The organism is Streptomyces sp. NPDC005402, from assembly GCF_040606575.1.
Classification (GTDB): Bacteria; Actinomycetota; Actinomycetes; order Streptomycetales; family Streptomycetaceae; genus Streptomyces.
Genome location: NZ_JBEXFB010000022.1, coordinates 111,018 through 127,175 on the forward strand (window position 1 = coordinate 111,018; position 16,158 = coordinate 127,175).

Sequence of the window (16,158 nt, forward strand, 5' to 3'; positions counted from 1 at the left end):
GGTGACCCGAGGAGCCACCTTGGCTGCTGAGCTGCACGTCGCGCTGGTCGCGGCCGACCGAGAGGTCTGGTCCGGCGAGGCCACCCTGGTCGTCGCGCGCACCACGTCCGGCGACATCGGCGTCATGCCCGGTCACCAGCCGCTGCTCGGTGTGCTGGAGTCGGGCCCGGTGACCATCCGTACGAGCGATGGCGGGACGGTCGTCGCCGCGGTGCACGGCGGTTTCATCTCGTTCGCCGACAACAAGCTGTCGCTGCTGGCCGAGATCGCCGAGCTGTCGGACGAGATCGACGTCCAGCGCGCGGAGCGGGAGCTGGAACGCGCGAAGGCGGAGGGCGACGCCGCCGCCGAGCGTCGCGCGGACGTACGACTGCGCGCGGCGACTGCGCGCTGAACCAGCGCGGAGCCGTATGACGTTCCTCAGCCGCGGCCGGCACCGGAGTGATCCGGAGCCGGTCGCGGCTGAGGCAGATCTGGATGTTTTTTCCGTTCCGTTACCTATTGAAGGTACCTAGGAGACGAGGAGGTCGGTGTCGATGGTCCTCGCTCTGACTGTGTGCGGAATCGTCGTGGCCCTGGTGGCGCTGGGGCTGTTCGTCTTCGGCCTGCGGCGCAGACTCATCCAGCGCTCCGGCGGCACCTTCGACTGTTCCCTGCGCTGGGACGTGCCGGAGAAGACCGACACCAGCGGCAAGGGCTGGAGCTACGGCGTCGCCCGCTACAACGGCGACCGCGTCGAGTGGTACCGCGTCTTCTCCTACGCCTACCGCCCGCGCCGGGTCCTGGAGCGGGCCGCGATCGAGGTCGCCGGCCGTCGTCTTCCCGACGGGGAGGAGGAGATGGCCCTCCTCTCCGACGCCGTGATCCTCACCTGCCTCCACCGCGGAACGCGTCTCGAACTGGCGATGAGCGAAGACGCGCTGACCGGTTTCCTCGCGTGGCTGGAGGCAGCCCCGCCCGGTCAGCGAGTGAACGTGGCGTAGCCACGTTCACTCGCTGGGTGGGGTCCCCCCGGACGAAGTCTGGGGGAGCGTCAATGTCGCCTAGCTCTTTCGGGTCATCCGCTACGACAGTCCGCTGTTGATGGCGCTCACCAGCTCGCCGTTCGTCGTGTCGCCGCTGAACTCCCAGAAGAACGCGCCGCCCAAGCCCTGGTTCTTGGCCCAGGTCATCTTGCCGGCGATCGTCGCGGGGGTGTCGTAGGACCACCAGTTGTTGCCGCAGTAGGCGTACGCCGTGCCCGCGATGGTGCCGGTGGCCGGGCAGGACGTCTTGAGGACCTTGTAGTCCTCGATGCCCGCCTCGTAGGTGCCGGGTGCCGCGCCGGTGGCCGAGCCGCCGGGGGCGGCCTGGGTGACGCCGGTCCAGCCGCGACCGTAGAAGCCGATGCCGAGCAGCAGCTTGTTCGAGGGCACGCCCTTCGACTTCAGCTTGGCGATGGCGTCGGCGGAGTTGAAGCCGGCGGCCGGGATGCCGGCGTACGAGGTGAGCGGGGAGTGCGGGGCGGTGGGGCCGTCCGCGTCGAAGGCGCCGAAGTAGTCGTACGTCATCACGTTGTACCAGTTGAGGTACTGGGAGGCGCCGCCGTAGTCGGCAGCGTCGATCTTGCCGCCGGAGGAGCCGTCGGCGGTGATGGCCGCGGTGACCAGGTAGGTGGAGCCGAACTCCGAACGCAGCGCCGACATCAGGTTCTTGAAGGCGGCCGCCCCGCTGGTGTCGCAGGTCAGACCGCAGGCGTTCGGGTACTCCCAGTCGATGTCGATGCCGTCGAAGACGTCCGCCCAGCGCGGGTCCTCGATGACCGACTTGCAGGAGGCGGCGAAGGCGGCGGGGTTGGCCGCGGCCTGGGCGAAGCCGCCGGAGTAGGTCCAGCCGCCGAAGGAGTAGAGCACCTTGATGTTCGGGTACTTGGCCTTGAGCTCACGCAGTTGGTTGAAGTTGCCGCGCAGCGGCTGGTCCCAGGTGTCGGCGACCCCGCTGACGGACTGGTCGGCGGTGTACGCCTTGTCGTAGGCCGCGTAGGTGTCGTCGACGACGCACTTGCCGTCCTTGACGTTGCCGAAGGCGTAGTTGATGTGGGTGATCTTCGAGGCGGAGCCCGAGGTCACCAGGTTCTTGACGTGGTAGTTGCGGCCGTAGACGCCCCACTCGGTGAAGTAGCCCAGCTTGACCTTGTCACCGGTGGTGGGCGGCGGGTCGGTGGTGCCGCCGGTGGTGTGCACGGCGACGGCGCCGCTGGCCGGTCCGGTCTGGTCAGCGGTGTCACGGGCCCGCACGGTGTACGAGTAGTCGGTGCCGGCGGTGAGACCGGTGTCCGTGTACGAGGTCGTCGTCACGGTCGCCACCTTGGCACCGTCGCGCAGCACGTCGTAGTTCTTGACGCCCTTGTCGTCGGTGGCGGCGCTCCAGGCCAGCTTCACCGAGGTGTTGGTGATGCCGGAGGCGGTGGGCGTGCCGGGGGCGGAGGGTGCCGCGTCTCCCGGGGTGGAGCCGCCGTCACAACTGCCGCCGTTGAGCTTGCAGTTGGCCGGGGAGCCGGCGCCGCTGCCGTTGAAGCCGAAGGAGACGGAGGCGCCGGGGGCGAGGGTGCCGTTCCAGGACTTGTTCTTGGCGGTCCAGTGGGTGCCGGAGGAGGTGACGTCGGCGTCCCACGCGGAGGTCACGGAGGTGCCGGAGGGGAAGTCCCACTCGACGGTCCAGGAACTGAGGCTGGTGGTACCGGTGTTCTTCACCGTCCACTTGCCCTCGAAGCCGGTGCCCCAGTCCTGGGTCTTGGCGTAGGTCGCCGTGGCGGAGGTCGCGGCCTGGGCGGGGCTCGCGAGGCCGACCAGGCCGGCGAAGGGGAGCAGCAGGGTCGCGAACCCGGCCGCGGCTCTGTGTCTGAAGCGCATCGTGCGCCTCCTAGGGGAGGAGTTGGGGCGTGACTGAGCCTCACACCCACGGTGCCGCGAGAATAGAAAGGTCTGGACCACGGGTCAATAGGTCTGGACCACTCTCGTGCAAGGCGCAACTAGACGCCCAACTCCTGCGCAAGTACGGCCGCTTGCACCCGGCTGCGCAGCTCCAGCTTCCCCAGCAGACGGCTGACGTGCGTCTTCACCGTGGCCTCCGCCATGTCGAGGCGGCCGGCGATCTCGGCGTTGGACAGACCCTCCCCGAGACAGGAGAGCACCTCGCGTTCCCGGCGGGTGAGCGAGCCGAGGACGGCCGGGTCGGTGTTCGTGCCGCGGACCGGCCCGGCGGCGAACTCGGCGATGAGGCGCCGGGTGACGGCCGGGGCGACGATCCCCTCTCCCCGCGCCACCGTGCGCACGGCCGTGATGAGGTCCCTCGCCTCCGTGTTCTTCAGCAGGAAACCGGCGGCACCGGCCCGCAGCGCCCCGAACACGTACTCGTCCAGGTCGAAGGTGGTCAGCACGAGGACATCCGCGAGCCCTTCCCCGACGACCTCCCGCGTCGCCGACACTCCGTCCAGGCGCGGCATCTGAATGTCCATCAGCACCAGGTCCGGCCGCAGCTCCCGGGCCAGCGCCACCGCCTGCTCACCGTCCGCCGCCTCGCCGACCACCTCGATGCCGGGGGCGCTGCGCAGGATGAGGACGAGCCCGGCGCGGACGGCGGACTGGTCCTCGGCGACGAGGACGCGGATCATTCGGGAACTCCTTCATCCAGGGGCAGGGTGGCGCGTACGGTCCAGTGCGCCCCGTCGGGGCCCGCGTCGAACGTGCCGCCGAGCAGCGCGGCCCGCTCCCGCATCCCGACCAGCCCGGCACCCGAGCCGGGGGCGCGGGGCCCGTCCCGGTCGCCGTACGGACTGCTCACCGCGACGGTCAGGTCACCGTCGTGCTGGGCGAGCGTCACCGTGACCGGGCCGGGGCACGCGTGCTTGAGGGCGTTGGTCAGCGACTCCTGGACGATCCGGTAGGCGGCGAGTTCGACGGGAGCGGGCACGGTGCCGGGGTGGCAGGCGTCCAGGGTGACGTCGAGGCCGTTGGCGCGGGCGCCGTCGACGAGGGCGGCGAGTCCGTCGAGGGTGGGGACGGCCGAGGGCTCGTGGTCGCCGTCGCGCAGGATGCCGATCAGCCGGCGCATCTCGGCGAGCCCGTCGACACTGTTCTCCCGGATCACCGTAAGGGCCTCCCGGGAGGTCGCGGGGTCGTCGATGGACAGCGCGGCCGTCGAGTGGATGGCGATCGCCGACAGGTGGTTGGCGACCATGTCGTGCAACTCCCGTGCCATTCGCGCGCGTTCGGCGGTGACGGCCTGGGCGCGATCCATCTCGGCGAGCAGCGCGGTCTGTTCGGCACGCAGCCGGGCGGCCTCGGCGGCGTCACGGTGGTTGCGCACGATCCACCCGGTGGCGGCGGGCGCGTACGCCACGACTCCGACGACCACGCCGATCAGCAGTGCCTCCGGCACCCGCCACACCGCGAACGGCACCAGCGTCCCGGCCACCGTGAGCAGCCCGGTGATCCACTGGATACGGCGGGCCGACGCGAGCGGTCCGTACAGCACGGCCGCGTAGACGACGTCGGTGAACATCAGGATCGTGGCGAGGTTGCCCTGGGTCACGAGGTCGGCGCAGATCGCGACGGTGCCGGTGAGCAGGGCCGCGCGGGGGGCGGTGCGGCGCAGCAGCTCGCAGCCGGCCAGCACGGTGAGCGGGACGAGGACCGGCCAGGGACCGTCGAGGAGCGTCATCGGGTCGCTGGACGGGCGGGTGCCGAGGCCGATCCCGACCAGCAGCAGCCCCCCGAGCAGCCCGCCCACCGCGATGTACACGTCGAAGCGGTGCGGACGGGGGAGGGCCATGACTCCATCCAACACGGTGGCCGCGCGCCCCGCCTGATCCCGGGGGACGGTCCTGGACTGCATCTTTCGATGTACGGCGGTTTCGTCACCGCCGACGACGAAAGCGGCCGCACGCGTCGGGAGTCTTGAAGGGAGACGAAGGGAGCGGTCGTGATCGTCGGACTGATCGTCGCATGCGAGGTGGCCTTCTGGGTGCTGCTGGCAGCCGGGCTGACCTTCCGCTACGGGCTGCGCATGCCGCGCGTCGGGCTGGCCCTGCTGCTGTGCGAGCCGTTGCTGGAGCTCGTGCTGTTCACGGTCACCGCGATCGACCTGAAGAACGGCGCCGAGCCCGACTGGAAGCACGGCCTGGCCGCCGTCTACATCGGGTTCACCGTGGGCCTCGGTCACTCGACGATCAGGTGGGCGGACGCCTGGGTCGCCCACCGCTTCGCCGGCGGTCCGCCGCCGGTGAAGCCGCCGAAGTACGGCACGGCCCGCGCCGTCCACGAGTGGAGGGTCGCGGGCCGCTGGATCCTCGCCGCGGTGGTCGCCGTGGCTCTGCTTCAGGCCGCGGTCTGGTACGTCGGCGACGGACAGACCGACTCGCTGCGCGCCTGGCAGCAGCGCATGCTGTGGCTGATCGGCATCAACCTGGTCATCGCCGGCAGCTACACACTCTTCCCCAAACGCGAGCGCTAGCGTTCGCCGCCTGGCACCCAGAGCACGTCGCCGACGTGCTTGTTGGCCGTGCGCGCCAGGATGCTGCATCTTCTGGGGGACAACCCCCGGGCCCCCGGCCGGGGCGGAGTGTTCGCTAGCGTTCGCCGCCTGGCACCCAGAGCACGTCGCCGATGTCCTTGTTGGCCGTGCGCGCCAGGATGCTGCATCTTCCGGGGGACAACCCCCGGGCCCCCGGCCGGGGCGGAGTGGTCGCTAGCGTTGGCCGCCTGGCACCCAGAGCACGTCGCCGACGTGCTTGTTGGCCGTGCGCGCCAGGATGCTGCATCTTCCGGGGGCAACCCCCGGGCCCCCGGCCGGGGCGGAGTGTTCGCTAGCGTTCGCCGCCTGGCACCCAGAGCACGTCGCCGACGTGCTTGTTGGCCGTGCGCGCCAGGATGCTGCATCTTCTGGGGGACAACCCCCGGGCCCCCGGCCGGGGCGGAGTGTTCGCTAGCGTTCGCCGCCTGGCACCCAGAGCACGTCGCCGATGTCCTTGTTGGCCGTGCGCGCCAGGATGAACAGCAGGTCCGAGAGCCGGTTCAGGTAGGTCGCCGTGAGCGGGTTCATGTGGTCGCCGTGGGCCTCCAGTGCCGCCCACGTCGAGCGCTCGGCCCGGCGTACGACCGTGCAGGCCTGGTGGAGCAGGGCCGCGCCCGGGGTGCCGCCGGGGAGGATGAAGGAGCGCAGCTTGTCCAGCCGCTCGTTGAAGCGGTCGCAGTCCGCCTCCAGCTTGTCGACGTAGAACTGCTCGACGCGCAGGGGCGGGAACTCGGGATTCTCGACCACCGGCGTGGACAGGTCGGCTCCGACGTCGAAGAGGTCGTTCTGCACCCGGGTGAGAACTTTGACGACCTCCTCCTCCAGACCCCCCAGCGCGATCGCCGTGCCGATCACCGCGTTCGCCTCGTTGGCGTCCGCGTACGCGGAGATCCGCAGATCGGTCTTGGCGACCCGGCTCATGTCGCCGAGGGCGGTGGTGCCCTGGTCGCCGGTCCTGGTGTAGATGCGCGTCAGATTGACCATGGGGCCAGGGTAATTACGCCCCGGCCGTCCGGAAGACCCGTGTGCCCACCGTCACGGCCACCAGCGTGAGCGCGACGGAGACCAGGACGCCGTACAGCATGTGAGCGGTCAGGTACGAGCCGACGTACGCGTCCCGCATCGCGTCCACCAGATAGCGGAACGGCATGAAGTGCGAGAGGACGTCCAGCCAGGCCGGGCCCAGCGTCATCGGGAGCATCAGGCCGGACAGCAGCATGGACGGCATCGACACCGCGTTGATCAGCGGCCCGAACTCCTGCGGGGTGCGCACCTTCATCGCCAGCGCGTACGACAGCGAGGAGAGCGAGGCGGTCAGCAGACCGACGAACGCGAAGCCGATCAGGACCCCGGCCAGCGGTGCCCGCAGTCCCATCACCACCGCGGCGAGGACCAGCAGCACCGCCTGGAGGACGAAGACCGTCGCCTCGCGCAGCACCCTGCCCAGCAGCAGGGCGAGCCGGCTGACGGGGGTGACCCGCATGCGCTCGACCACGCCCTGACCGTTCTCCAGGATGATCATGAAGCCGGAGAACAGTGCTCCGAACAGGCCGAGTTGGAGCAGCAGCCCCGGTACGAGGACCTGCCACGAACTGCCCCGCCCGCCGAGCGGGAGACCGGTGAGCAGCGGCCCGAAGAACACCAGATAGAGCAACGGCATCAGAAGGCCGAACAGCAGCGCGAAGCGGGAACGCAGGGACTGGCGCAGATAACGGCCGTAGACGATCGCGGTGTCGTGAAGAAGCATGGCTGTCCTATACGGCTACGGGGGCGGCGTCGGCCGGGGAGGGACCGCGGCCGGTGATCGCGAGGAACGTGTCCTGAAGCGGGGCGTCGATCGAGCCGCCGTACTCCAGCTTCAGGGCGCTCGGTGTGCCCTCGGCCACGACCACGCCCTTGTCGACGATCACGAGACGGTCGGAGAGGGCGTCGGCCTCGTCGAGGTAGTGGGTGGTCAGGAAGACGGTCGTGCCGTGCCCGTCGCGCAGGCGGCGGACCAGGTCCCAGAGATCGGCGCGGCTGCCGGGGTCGAGCCCGGTCGTCGGCTCGTCCAGGAACAGCACCTTCGGGCGGTGCGTGAGTGCCATGGCGATGTCGAGGCGGCGGCGCTGACCGCCGGAGAGCGTGCCGCACCTGCGGTCGAGCAGGCCGGTGAGGCCGAGGTCGCGGGCCAACTCCTCGGCGCGCGCGACGGCCTCGGGTCGGGGCAGGCGGTACAGGCGGCCCTGGGTGACGAGTTCCTCCCGCACCGAGATCTGCGGATCCACCCCGCCCGACTGGGCCACGTATCCGCACGCCCGGCGCACCCCCGTGGCGTCGGTCGCGAGGTCGTGTCCGGCGACGGTGGCCGTGCCGCCGGTGGGGGACAGGAGGGTCGTGAGCATCCGGAGGGTGGTGGTCTTCCCGGCGCCGTTCGGGCCCAGGAAGCCGAGGATCTCGCCCTCGTGGACGGTGAGGTCGATGCCGCGGACGGCCTCGACGGGGCCGTGCTTGGTCTGGAAGGTGCGGGCCAGTCCGGCCGCGCTGATGACTGCTGTCATGGGATACAGAAAAACAGAGTCCCTGAAATTTTGCAATGACCCCAAAAATCAAGTGTGCCCAGAACCGGGTTACGATGCGGCCATGGCAGAGGGACTCAGGGAGCGGAAGAAGCGGCAGACCCGGCAGTACATCTCGGACGTCGCCACCGCGCTGTTCGTCGAGCGGGGCTTCGACGCCGTGACCGTCGCCGAGGTCGCCGAGGCGGCCGACGTCTCCGTCAACACGGTCTACAACTACTTCCCGGCCAAGGAGGACCTCTTCCTCGACCGCTCCGCCGGTGTGGTCGACCGGCTCGCCCGGTGGGTGCGCGGTCGCGGCGAGGGGGAGTCGGCCGCCGCCGCGGTGCTGCGCGAGCTGCGCGAGGAGGTCGAGGCGGTCTCACCCCGGGTCGGACTGATGTCCGGGTACGCCGCCTTCATGCGGGTCATCGAGAACGCGCCCGCGCTGCGCTCCCGGCTGTGGGCGATCGGCCAGGAGGCGGAGGCGAGCCTGGAGGCGGCTCTGCGGAAGGAGACCGGCGCCGCCGACGGCGACCCGATGCCGGGCCTGATCGCCGGTCAGATCAACTGGGTCCACAGCACCGTCATGGCGGTCATCGGCCGTGAGATGGTCAAGGGGCGCAAGCCGGACGAAGTATCACGAGAGGTGCTTGTGCTTCTCGACGACATGGAGCACTTGTTGAGCGATAAGGTGCTCAACTACGCCGTACGAGACCACTAGTGACGCCCGCCGGTGTGATGTCCGTCAGATGAGACGTGACGCGCATTACTAACCGGTCACACAGCCCTTCACGAGCGCTAGGGTCCGCCGAAGAGGCAACTCAAACAGGGCGTAAGGCGTTTCAAAGGGGAGTCGCAACAGTGGCACGGAAGCTTGCCGTCATCGGCGCCGGCTTGATGGGTTCCGGCATTGCCCAGGTCTCGGCCCAGGCGGGCTGGGACGTGGTCCTGAGGGACGTCACCGACGAAGCGCTGAGGCGCGGCACCGACGGCATCAAGGCTTCGTACGACAAGTTCGTGAGCAAGGGCAAGCTGGAGGCGCACGACGCCGACGCGGCCCTCGCCCGGATCACCGCGACCACCGACCTGGACGCGGCCGCCGACGCCGACATCGTCGTCGAGGCCGTGTTCGAGAAGCTCGAAGTCAAGCACGAGATCTTCCGCACGCTGGACAAGATCGTCCGCGAGGACACCGTACTGGCCTCCAACACCTCCGCGATCCCGATCACCAAGATCGCGGCGGCCACCGAGCGCCCGGAACGGGTCGTCGGGGTGCACTTCTTCTCGCCGGTCCCGATGATGCAGCTCGTCGAGCTGGTCCGCGGTTACAAGACCAGCGACGAAACCCTCGCCACCGCGCGGGAGTTCGCCGAGTCCGTCGGCAAGACCTGCATCGTCGTCAACCGGGACGTGGCGGGGTTCGTGACCACCCGTCTCATCTCCGCCCTCGTCGTCGAGGCGACCAAGCTCTACGAGTCGGGCGTCGCGACGGCCGAGGACATCGACCTCGCCTGCAAGCTGGGCTTCGGCCACGCCATGGGCCCGCTCGCCACGGCGGACCTGACCGGCGTCGACATCCTGCTGCACGCCACCAGCAACATCTACACCGAGTCCCAGGACGAGAAGTTCGCCCCGCCGGAGCTGATGCGCCGGATGGTGGACGCCGGTGACATCGGACGCAAGAGCGGGCAGGGCTTCTACAAGCACTGACGGCTTTTCCGTCACCGTAACCGCACAAGCCCCTCTGGTTTCACCCACGGGGGTGAATTCGGTATCGGTTCGCTTACAGACGGCAACCTCCGACCGCTCAACGCAGTCAGAGGTGTCATCACTGGACATCAGATTCGTGGAGTACTACACGCACTCTCGGGGAGCGCATATGTACATCAGGGGCGACCACGCCGAGCTGGTCGTCGGGGGCCGCCTCGACGTCCGCAGCGCGGCGGACGCCCGTACGGTCCTGCACTCGGCCGTCGACGACGGAGCCGGCGACCTGGTGCTCGACCTGTCCGAGCTGGATTCCTGGGACGCCACCGGCCTCGGGGTGATCATGGGGGCCCACCGCAGGGCCGGCCGCTGCGGCCGCCGACTGGTGCTGCGCGACGTACCGCCGCAGATGCAGCGCCTCCTGGTGGCCACCCGGCTGCACCGGATCCTGGCGATCGAGGGCGGCATCGGGGTGGAGTCCTTGCCCCGCGTCTGACCCGGGCCGCCGTGGCGAAACGTATGTCCCGCGCAATCCTCACGAGACTGTGACGTCTCGGACGGCGCGGTACCCCGGGCTGTCGTAGATACTGTGCGAAGGTTTAGGGTTCGGTCGCCCGCTGTCTGCATCCCTTCCAGCGGGCCCGGACCAGAAGCGACAGCGCAGTGTGCTGCAAGGCCGGGAGGGGCCACTGACGGCACACGAGACGCTTTTGGGGGGCTTGAACCTATGGACCCGAACCACCGGGGACCCGAGGAGTACGGCCATGACGACGACGGCGGCTCGCCGCGTCAGCGGCCTCCCAGGGACTCCCTCACATCCGACTTCGCACAGCACTCGCCCGCGCTCGCCCGCACCGTGCAGCTCGTCGCGGGTGACTTCCTGCTCACCGTCAACCCCGTCGACGGCAGCGAGATAGAGGCCTGCCCGCCCGGCGAGCGGCCCGGACGGCCCGAGAAGTTCGGTGCCGCCGAACGCGCCGAGGTGGACCGCGCGGCCCGCCCGCCGGTCCCGGCCGGACCGACCCGCTCCGCGCTGCCGCTCCTGGCCCGCCAGGACGAACGCGAGCGACTCGTACGACTGCTCGCGCGCGGCCGCTCGGTACGCCTGACCGGCCCCGCCGGCTCCGGCTGCACCAGCCTCCTCGACGTCGTCGCCGAGGACTGCGGGGACCTCGCCCCCGACGGCGTGGTCCGCCTCACCGGCTTCAACCGCACGGCGAGCGAGCTGCTGTACGACCTCTACCACGCCGTCTACGACTCGCCCCTGCACCGGCCCGACCGGGACGAGCTGCTCTCCGGTGTCCGGGACATCGGCGCGGTCGTCGTCCTCGACGACATCGAGTTCGGCGGCGCGGCCCTCGACGAACTGCTCGACGCCACCCCCGAGTGCGCGTTCGTGATCGGTGCGACGCCCGACGTGCCCGCGCCCTCGGCCGACTCCGCCGTCGAGGAGGTTTTCCTCACCGGTCTGGAGCGGGCCGACGGTGTGGAGCTCCTGGAGCGTTCCGTCGGCCGGGTGCTGACCGAGGAGGAGTCGAACTGGGCGGGCGACCTCTGGTTCGAGTCCGAGGGCCTGCCCCTGCGCTTCGTCCAGGCCGGCGCCCTGCTCAGGCAGCGCGACCGGCTGCGGGCCGGGGCGAACGCCGTCGACGAGTTCGGTGTCTTCGCGGACGCGGCCCCGGTCGACGCCCCGTTCGCTTCCGACGAGGGCGAGGAGATATCCCTGCCCGCGCTCGGCGAGGCCGCGGCACCGGCTCCGCTGCTCGCCTCCCGGCTGAGTGAGTCCGCGCGCGCCACCCTGCGGTTCGCCGTCGCGCTCGGCGGCGAGGTGCCCCACCAGGCGCACCTGCCCGCACTGATCGGTGACACCCACGCGGACGCCGCCCTCGGTGAGCTCGCGGACTGCGGTCTGGTCTCCCCGGTCGGCTCCCGCTACCGGCTCGCCGCCGGTGTCCTCACCCAGCTGGAGGCCGCGGGATACGGCGACGACACCGAGACCCGCGCCCGCACCGCCGCCCAGCACTACAGCTGGTGGGCAGGACACCCTTCGGTCACCCCCGAGCGGGTGTGCGCGGAGGCCGACGCCCTGCTCGCCGCGCTCACCGTCCTGGCCCCGGCCACCACCGCGCCCGACGAGGGCGAGGAGGCCGTCACCGTCCAGCTGGCCCGCACGGCGGCGCCCGCGTTCGCCGCCGGCGGCCACTGGGGCGCCTGGGAGCGTTCTCTGCGGGCCGGTTCCGAGGCCTCCCGGCTCGCCGGTGAGGTGTCCGAACAGGCCTACTTCCACCACGAGCTCGGCATCCTCGCGCTCTGCGGCGGACAGCTCGACCGGGCCCGCGCCGAGCTGGAGGCCTCCATCGGCCTGCGCGGCGCCCTCGCCGACAAGCGCGGTACCGTCGCGGGCCGCCGCGCCCTTACCCTGGTCTCCGACCGGGACGGCAGCGCGTCCGGCCTCGCCGCCGCCGGCCTCGGCGCGACGGCGGGCGAGGAGGTGCCCGACGCCCGGTACGACGAGTCCGCCTCACCGCCCGGGGGAGTCCCGGCGGCCTTCCCGACGCTCCAGCCGCCGGACGACGCGCAGACGTTCGTCGTCCACCGCAGCCCGGCCACGCCCGCGCCCTCGCGCAAGGCCCGGGGCGGACTCAAGGGCCTCGCCAAGCGCAACCTCGTCGCGGCCGGCGCGGGTGCGCTGCTGGTCGCGGTGCTCGGCACGGTCGTGACGCTGGGCGCCACCTCCGACAACGACCCGAACTCCCCGTCCAACGAGGTCGGCGTCAACCCGTCGGCCAGCGTCGGCATCGACGACGGCAACCTCGGCGCGGACGTCCCGAAGAACGACGACGGCAAGGACGACACGGGTACGGCCACGTCCCGTCCGACCGACCCGGGGCCCGACGGGACGTACGGGACCGCGGACGATCCGACGCCTACGGGCGGGGCGGAGCCGTCCGATGATCCGAGCGGGACGAAGGGGACGGGCGGCAGCAGCACGCCGAGTTCCCCGAAGCCGACTTCGCCCAACCCTTCGACGTCGAAACCGACTACGCCTGCGCCGTCGACCAGCCAGCCGACTACACCCGCTCCCTCGACCAGTGAGCCGACCACGCCCCCGCCGTCGACCAGCCAGCCGGCCACGACCGAGCCCTCCACTTCCGATTCGGCCAGCGGCCCCGCCTCCAGCGCCCCGGTGGAGACCAGCAGCTCGGCCAGTGCACCGGAGAGCAGCACCGTGAGCTCGCCGAGTGGTGCGGTCATCTAGAGACAGCGCGACAGCAAGAGGGCCGGGTCCAGGAAACGGACCCGGCCCTCGCCGTAGGAGTACTCGCCGAAGAAGAAGACGCGCTGTCAGAACAGCCGCAGCTTGTCGTCCTCGATGCCCCGCAGCGCGTTGTAGTCCATGACGTGGCAGCTGATGCCGCGGTCGGTGGCCAGCACGCGGGCCTGGGGCTTGATCTCCTGGGCGGCGAAGATGCCGCGGACCGGGGCGAGATGGGGGTCGCGGTTCAACAGGTCGAGGTAGCGGGTGAGTTGCTCGACGCCGTCGATCTCGCCGCGCCGCTTGATCTCCACCGCGACCGTCTGTCCTTCGGCGTCCCGGCACAGGATGTCGACCGGGCCGATGGCCGTCATGTACTCGCGGCGGATCAGGGTGTAGCCGTCTCCGAGCGTTTCGATGCGGTCGGCGAGCAGTTCCTGAAGGTGTGCTTCCACGCCGTCCTTGATCAGGCCGGGATCCACGCCGAGTTCGTGCGAGGAGTCGTGGAGAACTTCCTCCATCGTGATGATGAGCTTCTCGCCCGCCTTGTTGATGACGGTCCAGACGCCTTCGTCGTCGCCGGTCCCCTCCTTCAACGTGCAGGGCGGTGACATCCAGTTCAGGGGCTTGTAGGCCCGGTCGTCGGCGTGGATGGAGACGCTTCCGTCGGCCTTCACCAGGATCAGACGGGGGGCCGAGGGCAGGTGGGCGGTGAGCCGGCCCGCGTAGTCGACGGAACACCGGGCAATGACGAGACGCATGGTCGGCAACGCTACTCGACGGGCGCATGTCCACGCGATTCGGCCCGTAAGGCTGTGGAGAAACCCTGTTCACTTGTGGCCGATTGTGGGCCTGTTGGGAGCGCCCTTTGTTCGCATTCTCCTGGTGCCGTCACCGCCCGTTGCCTACCGTAGTAAACGGGAGGTCGCGAAGCGTGTACCCAGCGTGTCCGGCACCGCGAACTCCCTCATCTGTCCGGCAACCCCTGAGGAATCGGGGGTGCGAGAGGAGAACCCATGTCGCTCGACGTCTCACCGGCCCTACTCGAGAAGGCCGAGCGAGGCGAGGTCGACGAAGCCGAATTCGTCGACTGCGTCCGGACCTCCCTGCCCTACGCATGGGAGATGATCAGCTCCCTGGTGGCCCAGCTGAAGGTCGACGGCGGCAACTTCGCCGACAACCAGACGCCCCCGCCGGACGAGCAGGCACGCGGTCAGCTGCTGCGTGCGCTTGCGAGTGACGCGATACGCGGCGCGCTGCAGCGGCACTTCGGTGTGCGGCTGGCCTTCCAGAACTGCCACCGGGTGGCGGTGTTCCCGTTGGACTCCTCTGTCGACGAGACGCTGGTCCGCTTCACCTCGGTGCGCAGTCAGCTGCTGAACCAGTCTCCGGAGTTCCGGGACTGCTGACGCGGCGCCGCTCGCTTGCCGCTCCGTACGCGGGAGGTGCATCAGTACCGGGGCGGCAAGCTCCCGCCGGACAGGATTGTTCCGTTTCAGGTCAGATGCGGCAGCACTTCCGCACCCAGCCGCCGTACGTTCTCCTCGGTGGCTGCCAGGTCTCCCGAGCCCTCGACGAGCAGGGCGAAACGGGAGACGCCCGTCCGTTCGCTGGTCGCTGCGAGGCGGTCGGCGCAGAGCCGAGGCGTGCCCACCGGGTGCAGTCCGCAGAGCAGTTCGGTGTAGGCCACCGGATCGCGCATCTGCCGTGCGCGGCCGTCGACCGTGACATGGGCACCGAGTCCCTGCCTGAGCCAGCCCGGCATCGCCTTCACCAGGGCCTCCACCGCGTCCGTACGCCGGTCCGCGATCTGGCAGACACCGGCCGAGACATGGGGCGCGTCCAGGACCTTCTCCGGCGCGTGCCCGGCCGCGCGCGCCTGCCTGCGCCACAGGGCGACCATCTCCGCCTTCTCCTCGTCCCCGACATGCATCCCGAGCAGCATCGGCAGCCCGCGCTCAGCGGCCAGCCGGACACTCGCCGGGGACGTGCAGGCGACGATCACCTCGGGACCTTCCCCTTCCGTGAACGACTCCGACGGCCGAGGCACGACGGGCACCTCACGGAACCGGAACCGCTCCCCGGACGCCCCGACGCGGGGTTCGCGCAGCCAGCGCACCAGCAGATCGAGTGATTCCGGGAACCCCTTCTCGTACGCCTCGAGACCCGACCCGAACACCTCCAGGTCGACCCACGGTCCGCCGCGCCCCACGCCCAGCGAGAAGCGCCCGCCGCTCGTGACGTGCAGCAGCGCGGCCTGCTCGCCGAGGGCCACGGGGTGCACCGTGGGCAGCACGCTCACGGCGGTGCCGACGCGGATACGGCGGGTGCGGCCCAGCAGCAAGGCTGCCAGGGTGATCGCCGACGGGCAGGTGCCGTACGGCACGAAGTGGTGTTCTGCCAGCCAGACCGCGTCGAGTCCGGCCTCCTCCGCGACCTCGGCCGAGCGGACCGCGCGGTGCAGCGCCTCCCCCTGGCCCTGCCCCGGGAACTGGGCCGCCAACACGAAACTTCCAACGTGCATGTGCTTTTCCTGCTTCCTTGGCTCCGACACGGAGCTCCCCCACCCGGCATAACCGTCTGACACGTGCCGAGGACACGGCCTGGCGGAGAGATTTGCCGATTGTCTGCAGAATGGGCGCCCCCGAGGGGGACTTGTGGGGGTTGGTGCCCTACGCGTACCCCGCCGCGTGCCGCGTAGGCTGGACGCCGTCCCTGCTTCCTGTATAGCCCCGTGAGGTGTCCTGTGTCCCCGCGTCGCAACCGACCCAAGGGTTCCGGTTCGTCGGACTCGGCCGGCCGGAGCGCCGAGGACGACCGTTCCGGCCGCTACGGCGGCTTCCAGTCCTCGACGCACTGGCAGGGCGAGGACTGGAACATCCGGCATGTGGCGGGGGCGAGCGCGCAGGGCAAGACGTACCGCTGCCCGGGCTGCGACCAGATGATCCCGGACGGCGTCCCGCACGTCGTGGCCTGGCCGGACCACTCCGGCGTCGACGAGCGCAGACACTGGCACAAGGCCTGCTGGAACGCGCGGGACCGCCGCACCACGCGGGTGCAGCGGTCCCGTAACGCGCCGAGGTTCTAGGGGATCAGTTCCCG

The 16,158-nt window shown here is 70.4% G+C and carries 17 protein-coding genes and 3 pseudogenes; 9 read left to right on the plus strand and 11 right to left on the minus strand.

Annotated features, from left to right (window positions below):
- Positions 1 to 19: 19 nt before the first annotated feature.
- Both ABZT02_RS34485 and ABZT02_RS34490 read left to right on the plus strand, forming a co-directional pair.
- Positions 20 to 394 carry a F0F1 ATP synthase subunit epsilon gene (locus tag ABZT02_RS34485; RefSeq protein WP_007384727.1) on the plus strand — a complete coding sequence of 125 codons (375 nt, stop codon included), beginning with the start codon at positions 20 to 22 and terminating at the stop codon, positions 392 to 394.
- Positions 395 to 536: 142 nt separating this feature from the next.
- On the plus strand, positions 537 to 983 hold the full coding sequence (locus tag ABZT02_RS34490) for a DUF2550 domain-containing protein (protein WP_356024705.1): 447 nt from the start codon (positions 537 to 539) through the stop codon (positions 981 to 983).
- 81 nt (positions 984 to 1,064) lie between these two features.
- Here the strand turns inward: ABZT02_RS34490 and ABZT02_RS34495 are convergent, their stop codons facing one another.
- From ABZT02_RS34495 to ABZT02_RS34505, 3 genes are all read right to left on the minus strand, one after another.
- Positions 1,065 to 2,891: a glycoside hydrolase family 18 chitinase gene (locus ABZT02_RS34495; RefSeq protein ID WP_356024707.1), complete on the minus strand. Its 1,827-nt coding sequence runs from the start codon at positions 2,889 to 2,891 to the stop codon at positions 1,065 to 1,067.
- 119 nt (positions 2,892 to 3,010) lie between these two features.
- Positions 3,011 to 3,652 (minus strand): response regulator transcription factor, encoded by a 642-nt coding sequence (locus ABZT02_RS34500; RefSeq protein WP_356024711.1) that lies wholly within the window; start codon positions 3,650 to 3,652, stop codon positions 3,011 to 3,013.
- Entirely contained in the window at positions 3,649 to 4,812 is a 1,164-nt protein-coding gene (locus tag ABZT02_RS34505; protein ID WP_356024713.1) for a histidine kinase, read from the minus strand. Before ABZT02_RS34505 ends, ABZT02_RS34500 begins: the two co-directional genes overlap by 4 nt.
- A 150-nt stretch (positions 4,813 to 4,962) precedes the next feature.
- Between ABZT02_RS34505 and ABZT02_RS34510 the strand changes: the two genes are divergently transcribed.
- A complete protein-coding gene (locus ABZT02_RS34510) occupies positions 4,963 to 5,493 on the plus strand; it encodes a hypothetical protein (RefSeq protein WP_356024716.1) in 531 nt (176 codons plus the stop codon).
- Here ABZT02_RS34510 and ABZT02_RS34515 read toward each other — a convergent pair.
- The 6 genes and pseudogenes from ABZT02_RS34515 to ABZT02_RS34540 all read right to left on the minus strand — a co-directional run.
- Positions 5,490 to 5,555 (minus strand): annotated as a pseudogene (locus tag ABZT02_RS34515) (cob(I)yrinic acid a c-diamide adenosyltransferase); the annotation flags it as partial. The gene ABZT02_RS34510 and the pseudogene ABZT02_RS34515 overlap by 4 nt on opposite strands.
- Positions 5,556 to 5,608: 53 nt before the next feature.
- Positions 5,609 to 5,674, minus strand: a pseudogene (locus ABZT02_RS34520) (cob(I)yrinic acid a c-diamide adenosyltransferase); the annotation flags it as partial.
- 171 nt (positions 5,675 to 5,845) lie between these two features.
- Positions 5,846 to 5,911: pseudogene (locus ABZT02_RS34525) on the minus strand (cob(I)yrinic acid a c-diamide adenosyltransferase); the annotation flags it as partial.
- A 53-nt stretch (positions 5,912 to 5,964) separates the two neighbouring features.
- Complete coding sequence (locus ABZT02_RS34530) at positions 5,965 to 6,537, minus strand: cob(I)yrinic acid a,c-diamide adenosyltransferase (RefSeq protein ID WP_356024718.1); 573 nt, start codon at positions 6,535 to 6,537, stop codon at positions 5,965 to 5,967.
- 13 nt (positions 6,538 to 6,550) lie between these two features.
- Positions 6,551 to 7,300, minus strand: coding sequence for an ABC transporter permease (locus tag ABZT02_RS34535; protein ID WP_356024721.1), 750 nt, complete (start codon positions 7,298 to 7,300; stop codon positions 6,551 to 6,553).
- A 7-nt stretch (positions 7,301 to 7,307) separates the two neighbouring features.
- Entirely contained in the window at positions 7,308 to 8,093 is a 786-nt protein-coding gene (locus ABZT02_RS34540; protein WP_356024724.1) for an ATP-binding cassette domain-containing protein, read from the minus strand.
- An 82-nt stretch (positions 8,094 to 8,175) separates the two neighbouring features.
- Here ABZT02_RS34540 and ABZT02_RS34545 point away from each other — a divergent pair, with 82 nt between their 5' ends.
- The 4 genes from ABZT02_RS34545 (at position 8,176) to ABZT02_RS34560 (ending at position 13,059) form a co-directional block, all read left to right on the plus strand.
- Entirely contained in the window at positions 8,176 to 8,814 is a 639-nt protein-coding gene (locus ABZT02_RS34545; protein WP_356024726.1) for a TetR/AcrR family transcriptional regulator, read from the plus strand.
- A gap of 140 nt (positions 8,815 to 8,954) precedes the next feature.
- Positions 8,955 to 9,803, plus strand: coding sequence for a 3-hydroxyacyl-CoA dehydrogenase family protein (locus ABZT02_RS34550; protein ID WP_356024729.1), 849 nt, complete (start codon positions 8,955 to 8,957; stop codon positions 9,801 to 9,803).
- 169 nt (positions 9,804 to 9,972) lie between these two features.
- Positions 9,973 to 10,296, plus strand: a complete 324-nt coding sequence (locus ABZT02_RS34555; protein ID WP_020136551.1) for an STAS domain-containing protein — start codon at positions 9,973 to 9,975, stop codon at positions 10,294 to 10,296.
- A gap of 231 nt (positions 10,297 to 10,527) precedes the next feature.
- Positions 10,528 to 13,059, plus strand: coding sequence for an ATP-binding protein (locus tag ABZT02_RS34560; RefSeq protein WP_356024731.1), 2,532 nt, complete (start codon positions 10,528 to 10,530; stop codon positions 13,057 to 13,059).
- 86 nt (positions 13,060 to 13,145) lie between these two features.
- Here the strand turns inward: ABZT02_RS34560 and nucS are convergent, their stop codons facing one another.
- Complete coding sequence (gene nucS, locus ABZT02_RS34565; protein ID WP_356024734.1) at positions 13,146 to 13,817, minus strand: endonuclease NucS; 672 nt, start codon at positions 13,815 to 13,817, stop codon at positions 13,146 to 13,148.
- A gap of 255 nt (positions 13,818 to 14,072) precedes the next feature.
- Between nucS and ABZT02_RS34570 the strand changes: the two genes are divergently transcribed.
- The gene (locus ABZT02_RS34570) at positions 14,073 to 14,465 is read left to right on the plus strand and encodes an SCO5389 family protein (protein WP_007384741.1); all 393 of its coding nucleotides are present in this window, start codon (positions 14,073 to 14,075) and stop codon (positions 14,463 to 14,465) included.
- An 86-nt stretch (positions 14,466 to 14,551) separates the two neighbouring features.
- Here ABZT02_RS34570 and ABZT02_RS34575 read toward each other — a convergent pair whose 3' ends face one another.
- The gene (locus ABZT02_RS34575) at positions 14,552 to 15,580 is read right to left on the minus strand and encodes an LLM class flavin-dependent oxidoreductase (RefSeq protein WP_356024738.1); all 1,029 of its coding nucleotides are present in this window, start codon (positions 15,578 to 15,580) and stop codon (positions 14,552 to 14,554) included.
- A gap of 222 nt (positions 15,581 to 15,802) precedes the next feature.
- Here ABZT02_RS34575 and ABZT02_RS34580 point away from each other — a divergent pair, with 222 nt between their 5' ends.
- Positions 15,803 to 16,144: a hypothetical protein gene (locus ABZT02_RS34580; RefSeq protein WP_007384743.1), complete on the plus strand. Its 342-nt coding sequence runs from the start codon at positions 15,803 to 15,805 to the stop codon at positions 16,142 to 16,144.
- Positions 16,145 to 16,158 lie beyond the last annotated feature (14 nt).

Excerpts from the sequence above, each read along its gene's own strand:
- ABZT02_RS34555 (WP_020136551.1), top strand. The coding sequence starts at position 9,973 with ATGTACATCAGGGGCGACCACGCCGAGCTGGTCGTCGGGGGCCGCCTC.
- ABZT02_RS34545 (WP_356024726.1), top strand. The coding sequence starts at position 8,176 with ATGGCAGAGGGACTCAGGGAGCGGAAGAAGCGGCAGACCCGGCAGTAC.
- ABZT02_RS34495 (WP_356024707.1), bottom strand. The coding sequence starts at position 2,891 with ATGCGCTTCAGACACAGAGCCGCGGCCGGGTTCGCGACCCTGCTGCTC.
- ABZT02_RS34540 (WP_356024724.1), bottom strand. The coding sequence starts at position 8,093 with ATGACAGCAGTCATCAGCGCGGCCGGACTGGCCCGCACCTTCCAGACC.
- ABZT02_RS34575 (WP_356024738.1), bottom strand. The coding sequence starts at position 15,580 with ATGCACGTTGGAAGTTTCGTGTTGGCGGCCCAGTTCCCGGGGCAGGGC.
- ABZT02_RS34490 (WP_356024705.1), top strand. The coding sequence starts at position 537 with ATGGTCCTCGCTCTGACTGTGTGCGGAATCGTCGTGGCCCTGGTGGCG.
- ABZT02_RS34560 (WP_356024731.1), top strand. The coding sequence starts at position 10,528 with ATGGACCCGAACCACCGGGGACCCGAGGAGTACGGCCATGACGACGAC.
- ABZT02_RS34570 (WP_007384741.1), top strand. The coding sequence starts at position 14,073 with ATGTCGCTCGACGTCTCACCGGCCCTACTCGAGAAGGCCGAGCGAGGC.
- ABZT02_RS34500 (WP_356024711.1), bottom strand. The coding sequence starts at position 3,652 with ATGATCCGCGTCCTCGTCGCCGAGGACCAGTCCGCCGTCCGCGCCGGG.
- ABZT02_RS34505 (WP_356024713.1), bottom strand. The coding sequence starts at position 4,812 with ATGGCCCTCCCCCGTCCGCACCGCTTCGACGTGTACATCGCGGTGGGC.
- ABZT02_RS34530 (WP_356024718.1), bottom strand. The coding sequence starts at position 6,537 with ATGGTCAATCTGACGCGCATCTACACCAGGACCGGCGACCAGGGCACC.
- ABZT02_RS34535 (WP_356024721.1), bottom strand. The coding sequence starts at position 7,300 with ATGCTTCTTCACGACACCGCGATCGTCTACGGCCGTTATCTGCGCCAG.
- nucS (WP_356024734.1), bottom strand. The coding sequence starts at position 13,817 with ATGCGTCTCGTCATTGCCCGGTGTTCCGTCGACTACGCGGGCCGGCTC.